The following is a 10,687-nucleotide window of genomic DNA, read 5'->3' on the forward strand; positions in this document are numbered from 1 at the left end:
CGGTGTGCTCCGGTCGCGGGCGGGCCCGATGCCTGTCGGTGTTACTTCGCGAAGCCGTAGTTCAGCAGCTTCTTCGCGTCCGCCGTGCGGTTGTCCACCGAGGAGGAGGCGAGGACCGTGCCGATCACCGTCTTGCTGTTCCGGGTGGCGGCGAAGACCAGGCAGTACTTGGCCTCCGGGCCCGAGCCGGTCTTGACGCCGATGGCGCCCGAGTAGGTGCCGAGCAGCGGGTTGGTGTTCGTCCAGTCCATGTAGCGGTAGCCACCGCTCTTGGTGGTGACCTTCTGCTTCGTCGACTTCGTCTTCACGACCGTACGGAACGTGGAGTACTTCATCGCGCTGCTGGCCAGCTTGGTCAGATCGCGCGGCGTCGAGTAGTTCGCGCCGTGCCCTATGCCGTCGAACGAGTCGAAGTGCGTGTTCGTGAGGCCCAGGCTCTTGGCGGTCGTGTTCATCTTGCCGATGAACGACTTCACCCGCGCGGCCCGCGTCGACCCGGTGCCGAACTTGTCGGCCAGCGCGTACGCCGCGTCACAGCCGGACGGGAGCATCATCCCGTACAGCAGCTGGCGGACGGTGACCTTGTCGCCGACGATGAGCTTGGCCGAGGAGGCCCAGTTGTTGTCGACGATGTAGTCGCTGTACGCCTTCTGGACGGTGACCTTGGCGTCCAGGTTGAGATTCGGCTGGGCGAGTACCACCCGGGCCGTCATGATCTTGGTGGTGGAGCCGGTGGAGAGGCGGGTGTCCGCTGCCTTGGTGTAGAGGGACTTCCCCGTGCCGTTGTTCATCACGAACCCGCCCTTGGCGGTGATCGTGGGGGTCGCGACCGTTGCAGCCTGCACGGGGGCGAGCGCCCCGGCGGACAGAACGGCTCCCGCGGCGATGACGGCCACGGCGGATACGCGACGAATGCCCTTGATGCCGGTTTTCAAGACTGATACTCCAAATGCCCCTGCGGGGCGGCTATATGAGAGTGCCGCTTGCTCAAGAGACGCATGAGACAGAGAAATGGATGTGCCTCCGTGACAGTAGCCCATCCACCCGCGCGGTGACGCGCGGGCCGGGTCTCCGGCCCGCCAGGCGGCGGCTACGGCGAGAAACGGACCGTTACGTTCGCCCAGCCGTCCGGACTCACGTGCTGCCATGTGCCGACTTCGTCAGCCGACAGCATCGCCTCGGAGTACAGGGATCCGACGAGGAGTTTCCATGGCTCACCTCTTGCGGCTGTCTCTTCGTCCGACAGATTACTTAGAGACGCCTCGGCCGCCTTGAATATGGCTGTGCGGATATCGAAGTACCGTGTCTTGTCGGCTGTTCCTGTGGTGATGCCGGATGCGCTGATGAACGTCCACTCGGCGTACCAGGGTCCGTCTGTCATGGGTGATCCGATCCGGCGTAGTGCGAGGGGCCCGCCCCAGTGACTTTGTGGTGGATATAAGACACGGACACGCCGTGGCGTCGGCGTGTCGCTGACTCATACTCACCGCAAACTCGGGTCGCGCAGGGGCGGTGTCTATGCGGGCGCTGTGCCGCGTTGGCGCTGGGTGTGAAGTCGGGCGATGGCCTGCAGCTGCCGCCGCTCGTAGTCGGTTGCGGGGCGCACGGTGGCACAGTGCGTCCGCCATTCGAGGCCGGTGGGGCGGATGAGGCAGACCATCGGTCCGTCGAAGTCGGTGATGGTCCCGGGCATCTCGTAACGCCGGTCGTAGACCACCATGCCGATCGCGAGACGGGGCAAGATCCTGGTCCAGTCCGAGCCCTTCACTGCTTGCCCCTCTCACGGCATCGGGCGCACGGGAACGGGCGGGGTGGCGCGGCGGCCCTGGGCGGGATGAACACGACGCCGGAACGCACGTCCAGCGCACCGCCGTACCGCGTCCACCATCCTTCGGGGGAAACTTCGTACGGGGTGCCCGCGAAGGGGTCGGCGGTGTCCGCCGTCTTGGTCCCCTCAGCTGGGCTCAATTCGACCACCTTCCCAGATGCTTGAGGATGGCCTCGCTCAGCTCCGCCGATTGCTGTCGCAGCTCCTCAAGACTGGGCCGGTCGTCGCTGCCCTGCTGCTGCCCGTCGCTCTGCCCTTGCTGCGGCGGGGGCGTCGTCGGAGTGGTCATCTACGCCACCACCCGGACGCCGTGAATCCAGCGGGGTCCGACATCCACCCAGTGCCGAGCGACGGGGCGCTCGGCACGGTGACGGCCTTGGCCGGGAAGTAACAACTGCAACAGCTTTTCGAAGACCCTCGCGCTATGTTTGCGCATGTTGTCAACCTCCGTGGGGTTGATGGCCACGCCCCCGGACGTTCGCTGCGTCGCGGGGGTCTTGTGTGTGGCGTGTGGTCTGGCGGTCTGACCGCCCGGATGTGTACCGGGTGTAGTCGATCGGTCACCAGAACAACGCAACGCCTCGTAGGATGGGAACAGTTCAGCAGCAAGCGCTGTAATCCGCTGCCTTGCCGTGCCCCTGGTGGTGGGCGCGAGTTGGGAGGTCACCGTGTTGGACGAGTCGATCTCATCCGAGGACTTCAGTAATCCCTCTCTGAGCCCACTCCAGCGCTACGGCGCGGATGTGAGACGCGTACGCCTGGGACGTAGCCTCATGCAGAAGCACCTGGCCACAGGTACGGGCTACTCCGTGTCGTACGTCAGTGGGGTGGAGTCCGGGAAGCTGCTCCCGAGCGAGAAGTTCGCCACCGGCTGCGACCGGGTGTTCGGGACGAACGGACTGTTCACGGGCATGCTCCACCGGCTGGAGGAGGGGGACCACCCCACGCATTTCGTGCCCTACGTTCAGTTGGAGCAGAAGGCGTCCCACATCCTCAACTTCTCCACGACCATCATCATGGGCATGCTCCAGACGGAGGACTACGCACAGGCCATCTTCCGCGCCGGACACCCCTTCGAGTCGGACGAGATGATCCAGGGCAAGGTGGCGGCGCGTATAAGGCGACGCGAGGTCTTGAACCAGGACAGGCCGCCGAGGCTGTGGGCTGTGTTTCATGAAGCGTGCCTGCGGACGAATGTGGGCGGCCCGTCAGTCATGGCCGGTCAGCTTGACTTCTTGGTGAAGTCGGCCGCTCGTCCCGGCATTGACCTTCAGGTGATCCCTTTCACGGCGGGGGCCTCAGCCGCGCACTCGGTGTCGTTCACGCTGCTCACCTTCAAGGACTCGCCCACGGTGCTGTACTCGGATGATCCGCGAGGAGGCAGGCTCTGCCGCACGGCAGCGACAGTGGCGTCAGTCATGCAAAACTACGATCGGCTACGGGCGCACGCGCTGCCCCCTGACGAGTCGCTGACCTTTGTCGAGACTGTGCGCAAGGAGTACATGCCATGAGCCATGACCTCACATCTGCCGTCTGGATCAAGTCGTCCTACAGCTCATCGTCCGGCGGTGAGTGCGTGGAGTTCTCCCGGAGCTTCGCCGCGTCCGGCCTTGCCCCCGTCCGCGACAGCAAGGACCCGCACGGCCCTGCGCTGGTCTTCTCGGCGGGTGGCTGGTCATCGTTCGTCTCGGCCGTCAAGCGCGGGGAGTTTCCCGCCACCTGACGCATGCGGAACTCCGGCAGCAGCCCCGCGTTCGCGGGTCTCAGGCCACCGCGTCAATCGTGTTCATCACCGACCAACCCGGTAGGGAAGGCATGGGCATGATCCCCGAGGAGATTCTCAAGGAGGCGGCGCGTGCCCTCGGTATCGGTTAGCAAGACACTCGATGGTGACGAGTGGCAGTCGTATTTCCGAAACTTCAAGCGCTCTGCCTTCCGGCTGGAAGTGCACCAGGTCTACACGATGCCATTCGAGGCAGAGACGCTGCACAGTTTCCTTGCCGGAGAAGAAAAGCCGGACGGATTCAACGCCGACTGGGGTCAGACGATCAGGGGGCATGCGGCGGCTGGCAGGACGTTCCAGCGGGCCAAACTCGTACGTCTGCCTCTGACGGACTACAGCCGGTACCTCTTCGAGTGGTGCATTCCCGGGAACGTCGAGGCCGGGGAAGATTACCGTATCGTCGACGTAACGGACGGCGAGCCAGACCTGCCGAAACAGGATTTCTGGCTTTTCGACGAGTCCACTGTCGTCCACCTGAACTACCGCCCGGACGGAACGCAGATCAACCGGGAGCTACTACAGGACCCGGATATCGGGCAGTATCTCCGATGGCGTGATATCGCGGTGGCGGCGGGCGTCCCATTCGCTGAGTGGAAACGTGCTCGAACCTGAGAAGCAAGTGCGAGAGAGAATGATCAGGCGGAGGCTCTTCGGGGTCTCCGTCGGGTCGTGAGACGGCCTGCGGCGTGTCATCGACCGCTGTCGACTTCCACAGGCCGGCCAGGATGCCGATGGGTGCGAGGACCCTGGCGATCTCGGGTCCCGCGACGGCCATGTCGAACCAGTGCATGGCGTTGCCGGCCAGCACGGCATCGACAGAAGCGTCCGGCAGTGGTATCGCCTCGGCGCTACCCGGCAGGGCACGGACAGCCGGCAGCGAGCGGCGCAGCTCGGTCAGCATCGCCGGGTCGGGCTCGACTGCGCACCCAGCGCGATCAGCGTGGCGGTCAGCTTGCCGGTTCCGGCGCCGAGGTCGAGTACGCGCGGGCCGGGCGCGGGCTCGAGCGCCCAGCGCACCGCGGCCTGCGCGTAGTCCGGGCGGTGCTCGGCGTATGCGACCGCCGCCGCGCCGAATGACGAGGCGTGACGTAGCCGTTCGTCCTGATCCACGCGGTGACGCTATCGGCGCTGCTGGCGGTCGGCTACCCCGCCTCGCCACTTCGGCGAGCGAAAAGGTGGCTCGCTGACGCTGGCGAACGACGGGTCAGGGGATCTCGGGGGCGTGCCGGCTGGACGGGCTCGGTGGTTCGGTCCCCATGATGGTGTGGAGAAGTCGCTCCTCTGAAGAGAGACCCACGCGGCGTGCGGCCAGGCGGACGTCGCGGTCAGAATGGCCTCCAGCCTGGACATATCGCCAGCGATGCTATCCGCGTTGATACCAGCGCATTCTCGAAGGGTGTAGCCCGCTACACCCCCGGATCGGGAGCGTGCTCTCTGCCCCCGCCCCCCGCCCGTTCCTAGCCTCGTGAGCGGACAAGGCGAGTCCGCCGATCACTGGGGAGGGGCGTACAGATGCGCAGGCAGCGGGGCGGTTCGGGGACGGTGAGCGCGGTGGGGGCGGGGCCGGTGGCCGACGCGCTCGCGCTGGACGGGGTGAGCAGGGAGTACCGGCGGGGCACCGTCGCGCTGCACCCCCTCGATCTCGCCGTCCCCCGGGGGCGGTTTCTCGCCGTGATGGGGCCGTCCGGGTCCGGGAAATCGACCCTGCTCCAGTGCGCCGCCGGGCTCGACCGGCCGACGGCGGGGGCGGTGCGCATCGGGGGTACGGAGCTGGCCTCGCTCAAGGAGACGGCGCTGACGCGGCTGCGGCGGGAGCGGATCGGGTTCGTCTTCCAGGCCCACAACCTCGTGCCGTCGCTGAGCGTCGCGGAGAACGTCGCCCTGCCCCTGCTGCTCGGCGGCGCGCCGTCCGACGGGCGGGCCGTGCGGGCGCTGGAGGCGGTGGGGCTCGCCGAGCGGGGCGCGGACCGGCCGGCGGAGCTGTCGGGCGGACAGGCCCAGCGGGTGGCGATCGCCCGCGCGCTGGTCACCGAGCCCGACATCGTCTTCGCCGACGAGCCCACGGGCGCGCTCGACCCGGCCACCGCACACGGCGTGCTCGCACTGCTGCGGCAGGCCGTCGACCGCGACGGCCACACGGTGGTGATGGTCACCCACGACCCGGTCGCCGCAGCCTGGGCGGACGAGGCCCTGTTTCTGGCACGGGGGCGGGCCGTCGGCCGGCTGGACCGGCCCGGGGCCGACGAAGTGCGCCGCGTGATGCGGGACCTGGGGCGGGGCGCGGCGACCGTACGTGAGGAGGGGTGTACGGCATGAGCGTGACCAAGCTGCTGGCCTCCCGTGCCGCCCGTACGCACCGCAAGGCGTGGGCCGCCGTGTTCGCCGCGCTCGCGCTCACCTCCCTGCTGCTCGGCTCCTTCGTGCTCGCCCTCGCCTCGACCGGGCTCGGACACGCCCGGGTGGAGCGGTACGCCGCGGCCGACCTCGTCGTCACCGGCGACCAGGAGACCCGCTTCACCGCCAAGCCCTGGGGCAGCGACCCCCAGACCGCGCGGGCCGGGCTCACCGAGCGGGTGCGGGTGCCGGCGGGTGCGCTGGGCGTGGTGCGGAAGGTGCCCGGTGTACGGGCGGCCGTCGCCGACGATGTGTTCCAGGTCGGGCGCGCGGGCCGAGCCGTCACCGGTCGGGCCTGGGACGCGGCCCGGCTCGCGCCGTACGAGCTGCGCGACGGGCGCGCCCCGCGCCGGGCGGGCGAGGTCGTGGTGGGCGGCGGGGCCCGTATCGGTGAGCGGGTCACGCTGCGCGTGGCCGGTGCCGACGCGGCGTACACCGTCGTCGGCGTCGCCGACGGCCCGGCCGCCGCGGTCTACTTCGCGGCGGCCGAGGCGCGGCGCCTGGCCGGGCACCCGGACACCCTGGACGCCATCGGGGTGATCGCCGAATCCGGCGTGGGGACCGGCGAGTTGCACTCCCGGATACGGCACGCGCTGGACGCGGCGGAGCTCCACAGCGTGGGGCGGCGCGCGGCCGGCGACGTGGCCGAGGTCCAGGTGGAGACCGGGGACGGGCGCGGCGGCCCCGAGTTCCTGGCCGCCGCGCCGGCCCGCAAGGGCATGCTGGAACTGCTGGCGTCCGTGGCCGCCACCGTCGTCCTCATCGCGCTGCTCGTCGTGTCCTCGACGGTCGTACAGGCGCTGCGGCAACGCGCCCACGAGATCGGGCTGTTGCGCGCGGTCGGCGCGACGCCGCGGCAGCTGCGCGGCGCGGTCGGCCGGGAGGTGGGGCGGGTCGCGGCCCGCGCGGCGCTGCTGGGCGCCGTGGCCGCGCTCCCCGCGTACGCAGGGCTGCGCGGACTGCTGGACACGCGCGGCGCGCTGCCGCCCGGCCTCGAACTCCCCTTCCCGCCCTGGCTGTGGCCCGCACCCCTGGTCACCGCGGGGATCACGGTCCTGATCGCGCGCGTCGCGGCGTGGATCGCCGGTGCCCGGGCCGCGAAGCTCCGCCCCGCGGAGGCGCTGCGCGAATCGGCTCCCGGCACACCGCGCCGGGTCGCCGGGCTTGTGCTGCTGGCCCTGGGCGTGAGCTCGGCGGGGACGGCGGTCCTGCAGTCCGGCCAGGCCGCCGCGATGGCGGCGGGGGCGGCCGCGGTGACGATGGTCATCGGGTGCGCCCTGCTCGGGCCGTGGATCGCCACGGGCGCGATGCGGATCCTCGGCGCTCCGCTGCGCCGCTTCGGCGGGCCCGGCGGCCGCCTCGCCGCCGCCAACTGCACGGCCGCCGCCACCCGCCTGGGCGCGGCCCTCACCCCGATCATCCTGGTCACCGCCTTCACCGCCGTACAGCTCTCGGGCGGCGCCACCCTCACCCATGCCGGCCAGGGCCAGGCCCGCGAGGCGATGCGCGCCGACTTCGCGGTGCGCGCGGACGGCGGCTTGCCGAGCGGCGCGGTGGAGCGGATCCGGGACGTGCCCGGGGTGCGGTCGGCCACCGATGTCGTACGCGGCACGGTGGTGCTGGCCCGGCGGGAGACCGGCGAGCCCCGGCTCGACCGGCTGCCGGTCCTCGGCGTCACCCCGGAGGGCCTGCCGCACACCCTCGACCCCGAGCTGCGGAACGGCACGCTGAGCGCGCTGCGTCCCGGCACCGTCGCCGTCGGCGGCGACCGGGCGCGCTCCCTCGACGCGCACCCCGGCTCCACGGTGACGCTCCGCTTCGGGGACGGTGTGGAGGCGAAGCTGCGGGTCGTGGGGGTCTACGAACGCTCCCTCGCGCTGGGCGACTTCCTCCTTTCGCGCGACGAACTGCTGGCCCACACCTCGATGCCCGGCCCGGGCCGGGTCCTGGTCACGGCCGCATCCGGCACCGACCGCAGGGCGCTCGCGAAAGCCCTGGCCGCGGCGGTTCCCGGGGCCCGCATAAAGCCCGACCCCACCCCGATCCAGGTCGAGCCGGAGGACCAGGAGCTGGTCGAGGTGGTCACGGTCGCCGCGGTCTCCGCGATCGGGGCCTACACGGTGATCGCCGTCCTCAGCACCCTCTCGCTCATCACCATCGGCCGCCGCCCCGAACTCCGCCTCCTGCGCCTCGCCGGCGCCGGCCGCCGCCAACTGCGCCGCATGCTGCGGCTCGAGGCGGGGGCCACCGCGCTGACGGGCCTGGCGGTGGGCGCGGTGGTGGCGTCGGTGCCGCTGCTCGCGTTCAGCGTGGCGATGGCCCGTACGGTGCCCTATCTGCCGCCGGTCCAGGCGCTGGTGATCGTCGCCGTGGTCGCGGTGACCGCGGCCGCGGGCACCCTGCCCCCGGCCCGCGCCGCGCTACGGGGCCGCTACCCGGAGGCGGGCCCGGCCGACGGCTGAGGGGCCGGTTTCGCCGTCACCCCTTGTTCAGATACGCCAGCACCGCCAGCACCCGGCGGTGCCCGCTGTCGCTCGGCGGCAGGCTCAGCTTCGCGAAGACGTTGCCGATGTGTTTGCTGACCGCGCGGTCGGACACGACCAGCGTCTTCGCGATGGTGGCGTTGTCGCGGCCCTCCGCCATCAGATGCAGCACCTCGCGTTCGCGCGGGGTCAGGGAGTCCAGGGGGTCGTCGCGGCGCCGGGTCATCAGCTCCGTGACCACCTCCGGGTCCAGCGCCGTGCCGCCCGCCGCGACCCGTTCCAGGGCGTCCAGGAACTCGTCGACCCGGCCGACCCGGTCCTTCAGCAGATAGCCGACCCCGTTCGCGCCCCCGCCCAGCAGCTCCGCGGCGTACGTCTCCTCGACGTACTGGGACAGCACCAGCACCGGCAGATCGGGGATCTCCTTGCGCGCCGCGAGCGCCGCGCGCAGGCCCTCGTCGCGGAAGCCGGGCGGCATGCGCACATCGAGGACGGCGACGTCCGGGCGGTGTTCGAGGAGGGCGGGCAGAACCTCGGGGCCGCTGCCGGCGACCGCGACCACCTCGTGGCCCGCGGAGCTCAGCAGCAGGACCATCCCCTCCCTCAGCAGGGCGTTGTCCTCGGCGATCACCACGCGCACGGCAGCTCCACTTCGATCACGGTCGGCCCCCCGACGGGGCTGTTCACCTCCATGGTCCCGTCAAGCGCCGCCACCCGGCGCCGCATCCCGAGCAATCCGCTGCCGCCCATGCCTCCGCCGGGGGCCGCGGCCGGGGTTTCGGCGCCGCCCCGGCCCTCGTCGCGCACCACGATCCGCAGCCGCCCGGCCGTACGGATCAGCTGCACCCGGGCGCGCTGGGACCCGCTGTGCTTCGCGGCGTTGGTCAGCGCCTCCGCGATCACGAAGTACGCGGCGGCCTCGACCGCGGCGGGGGCGCGCGGCAGGTCCTCTCCCTCGACACCCTTCCCCTCGACCCCCTCCGCGTCCACGGCCACATCGAGCCCGCTGCTGGCCGCGAGCGCGCGCACGGCGCCGACGAGGCCGCGGTCGGTGAGGATCGGGGGGTGGATGCCGCGGACGACGTGGCGCAGCTCGGTGAGCGCCTCCTCGGCCTGGTCCTGCGCGTCGTCGAGGAGCCGGCGCGCCGCGTCGGGGTCCTTGTCGTACGCCCGCTTGGCCAGTCCGACCCGCATCGACAGGGCCACAAGACGCGCCTGGGCGCCGTCGTGCAGATCGCGCTCGATGCGCCGCAGCTCGGCGCCGTGCGCGGCGACGGCGCCCGCGCGGGTGACGGTCAGCTCCTCAACCCGCTCGGCGAGGTCGGCGCTGCGCCGGGCCTCGGGGGAGGGGGTCAGCAGCGCGGCCGACCACATGGCGTCGACGTCGGCGAGGCGCGAGAGCAGCGGCAGTACCACGGCGGGGCGCCTGAGCAGCCCGCACCACACCCCGTCGACGAACACCCCCACGGACCAGACGATCAGCGAGACGTAGGCGAGGATGAGGCCGTAGCCGAAGTGCGCGAAGAGCCAGCGCAGATCCCGGTAGGTGCTCGGGTCCCGGGTCGCCGCGCGCACCCGCTCGGACAGCTCGCCGGTGAGCGGCACATACGCCTCGGGGACCGGCTTCCCCGACCAGGCCCCCACCTCCCGCCGCTTGAACCCGGCCATCCTGCGCAGCAGCAGCACCGTCTCCGGCAACACGGCCGCGCCGACCACCAGGACCGTCGCGACGGCGGTGAACAGCAGCAGCGCGATGTAGAGATACGACACCAGGGCCAGCGCGGCCGCCCGCATCAACTGGGCCGTGGCCCGCCCCGCCTGGTCCACCGTCTCGCGCATGCCCTCAGGCTAGGCGACCGGTCGCGGGGGCGCGGGCGATCGTGCACCCCAGCCGTTGGTGTAGCGCGCTACACCATGACTTCGGGAGGGCGCTCCCTCGAACTCCCCCATGCCGAGCGGGCATTGTGGATCACACAAGCTCACCGGAACCGCTCACCGGAACCGCTCACCGAAGGAACTCACCATGAAGTCTCTGCTCTGGGCCCTCCTGACCATCGCCCTCGCCGCCAACGTCCTCACCAGCATCACGCTCAGCGGGGTCACGCAGATGCTCGTCAGCGTCGGCACGGGCGTCGTGGTGCTCGCGTCGGCCGCGGGCCTGTACGTCCTGCGCGAGAAGCACTCCGGGTGATTCGCGGA

The 10,687-nt window shown here is 71.0% G+C and carries 14 protein-coding genes; 6 read left to right on the plus strand and 8 right to left on the minus strand.

What is annotated here, in order from left to right; all coding sequences use genetic code 11:
• Positions 1 to 41: 41 nt before the first annotated feature.
• From ACFV2X_RS43550 to ACFV2X_RS43565, 4 genes are all read right to left on the minus strand, one after another.
• Positions 42 to 935, minus strand: coding sequence for a D-alanyl-D-alanine carboxypeptidase family protein (locus ACFV2X_RS43550; RefSeq protein ID WP_385627087.1), 894 nt, complete (start codon positions 933 to 935; stop codon positions 42 to 44).
• 155 nt (positions 936 to 1,090) lie between these two features.
• Complete coding sequence (locus tag ACFV2X_RS43555; RefSeq protein ID WP_385627089.1) at positions 1,091 to 1,381, minus strand: hypothetical protein; 291 nt, start codon at positions 1,379 to 1,381, stop codon at positions 1,091 to 1,093.
• Between the two features lie 135 nt (positions 1,382 to 1,516).
• The gene (locus ACFV2X_RS43560) at positions 1,517 to 1,741 is read right to left on the minus strand and encodes a hypothetical protein (RefSeq protein ID WP_385627090.1); all 225 of its coding nucleotides are present in this window, start codon (positions 1,739 to 1,741) and stop codon (positions 1,517 to 1,519) included.
• A gap of 223 nt (positions 1,742 to 1,964) precedes the next feature.
• Positions 1,965 to 2,117: a hypothetical protein gene (locus tag ACFV2X_RS43565; protein ID WP_385627092.1), complete on the minus strand. Its 153-nt coding sequence runs from the start codon at positions 2,115 to 2,117 to the stop codon at positions 1,965 to 1,967.
• A 343-nt stretch (positions 2,118 to 2,460) separates the two neighbouring features.
• Here ACFV2X_RS43565 and ACFV2X_RS43570 point away from each other — a divergent pair, with 343 nt between their 5' ends.
• The 3 genes from ACFV2X_RS43570 (at position 2,461) to ACFV2X_RS43580 (ending at position 4,223) form a co-directional block, all read left to right on the plus strand.
• A complete protein-coding gene (locus tag ACFV2X_RS43570; RefSeq protein ID WP_385627094.1) occupies positions 2,461 to 3,339 on the plus strand; it encodes a Scr1 family TA system antitoxin-like transcriptional regulator in 879 nt (292 codons plus the stop codon).
• Positions 3,336 to 3,551, plus strand: a complete 216-nt coding sequence (locus ACFV2X_RS43575) for a DUF397 domain-containing protein (protein ID WP_385627095.1) — start codon at positions 3,336 to 3,338, stop codon at positions 3,549 to 3,551. Before ACFV2X_RS43570 ends, ACFV2X_RS43575 begins: the two co-directional genes overlap by 4 nt.
• A 132-nt stretch (positions 3,552 to 3,683) precedes the next feature.
• On the plus strand, positions 3,684 to 4,223 hold the full coding sequence (locus ACFV2X_RS43580; protein ID WP_385627097.1) for a DUF6879 family protein: 540 nt from the start codon (positions 3,684 to 3,686) through the stop codon (positions 4,221 to 4,223).
• Here ACFV2X_RS43580 and ACFV2X_RS43585 read toward each other — a convergent pair.
• Complete coding sequence (locus tag ACFV2X_RS43585; RefSeq protein WP_385627098.1) at positions 4,114 to 4,512, minus strand: class I SAM-dependent methyltransferase; 399 nt, start codon at positions 4,510 to 4,512, stop codon at positions 4,114 to 4,116. The genes ACFV2X_RS43580 and ACFV2X_RS43585 overlap by 110 nt on opposite strands.
• A complete protein-coding gene (locus ACFV2X_RS43590; RefSeq protein ID WP_385627099.1) occupies positions 4,506 to 4,721 on the minus strand; it encodes a hypothetical protein in 216 nt (71 codons plus the stop codon). Before ACFV2X_RS43590 ends, ACFV2X_RS43585 begins: the two co-directional genes overlap by 7 nt.
• A 402-nt stretch (positions 4,722 to 5,123) precedes the next feature.
• On the opposite strand from ACFV2X_RS43590, the gene ACFV2X_RS43595 reads away from it, so the two are divergent.
• Together ACFV2X_RS43595 and ACFV2X_RS43600 are read left to right on the plus strand one after the other, a co-directional pair.
• Entirely contained in the window at positions 5,124 to 5,927 is an 804-nt protein-coding gene (locus tag ACFV2X_RS43595; RefSeq protein ID WP_385627100.1) for an ABC transporter ATP-binding protein, read from the plus strand.
• On the plus strand, positions 5,924 to 8,467 hold the full coding sequence (locus ACFV2X_RS43600; RefSeq protein ID WP_385627101.1) for an FtsX-like permease family protein: 2,544 nt from the start codon (positions 5,924 to 5,926) through the stop codon (positions 8,465 to 8,467). Before ACFV2X_RS43595 ends, ACFV2X_RS43600 begins: the two co-directional genes overlap by 4 nt.
• A 16-nt stretch (positions 8,468 to 8,483) precedes the next feature.
• Here the strand turns inward: ACFV2X_RS43600 and ACFV2X_RS43605 are convergent, their stop codons facing one another.
• Both ACFV2X_RS43605 and ACFV2X_RS43610 read right to left on the minus strand, forming a co-directional pair.
• Positions 8,484 to 9,128 (minus strand): response regulator, encoded by a 645-nt coding sequence (locus tag ACFV2X_RS43605; protein WP_385627103.1) that lies wholly within the window; start codon positions 9,126 to 9,128, stop codon positions 8,484 to 8,486.
• Positions 9,116 to 10,327 carry a sensor histidine kinase gene (locus ACFV2X_RS43610; protein WP_385627105.1) on the minus strand — a complete coding sequence of 404 codons (1,212 nt, stop codon included), beginning with the start codon at positions 10,325 to 10,327 and terminating at the stop codon, positions 9,116 to 9,118. The genes ACFV2X_RS43605 and ACFV2X_RS43610 overlap by 13 nt, the downstream gene beginning before the upstream one ends.
• 184 nt (positions 10,328 to 10,511) lie before the next feature.
• Here ACFV2X_RS43610 and ACFV2X_RS43615 point away from each other — a divergent pair, with 184 nt between their 5' ends.
• A complete protein-coding gene (locus tag ACFV2X_RS43615; protein ID WP_385627107.1) occupies positions 10,512 to 10,679 on the plus strand; it encodes a hypothetical protein in 168 nt (55 codons plus the stop codon).
• Positions 10,680 to 10,687: the final 8 nt, after the last annotated feature.

It is taken from the genome of Streptomyces sp. NPDC059679, from assembly GCF_042734105.1.
Classification (GTDB): domain Bacteria; phylum Actinomycetota; class Actinomycetes; order Streptomycetales; family Streptomycetaceae; genus Streptomyces.

Coding starts and splice junctions, on each gene's coding strand:
- ACFV2X_RS43615 (WP_385627107.1), top strand. CDS start 10,512: ATGAAGTCTCTGCTCTGGGCCCTCCTGACCATCGCCCTCGCCGCCAAC.
- ACFV2X_RS43575 (WP_385627095.1), top strand. CDS start 3,336: ATGAGCCATGACCTCACATCTGCCGTCTGGATCAAGTCGTCCTACAGC.
- ACFV2X_RS43595 (WP_385627100.1), top strand. CDS start 5,124: ATGCGCAGGCAGCGGGGCGGTTCGGGGACGGTGAGCGCGGTGGGGGCG.
- ACFV2X_RS43585 (WP_385627098.1), bottom strand. CDS start 4,512: ATGCTGACCGAGCTGCGCCGCTCGCTGCCGGCTGTCCGTGCCCTGCCG.
- ACFV2X_RS43565 (WP_385627092.1), bottom strand. CDS start 2,117: ATGACCACTCCGACGACGCCCCCGCCGCAGCAAGGGCAGAGCGACGGG.
- ACFV2X_RS43555 (WP_385627089.1), bottom strand. CDS start 1,381: ATGACAGACGGACCCTGGTACGCCGAGTGGACGTTCATCAGCGCATCC.
- ACFV2X_RS43600 (WP_385627101.1), top strand. CDS start 5,924: ATGAGCGTGACCAAGCTGCTGGCCTCCCGTGCCGCCCGTACGCACCGC.
- ACFV2X_RS43610 (WP_385627105.1), bottom strand. CDS start 10,327: ATGCGCGAGACGGTGGACCAGGCGGGGCGGGCCACGGCCCAGTTGATG.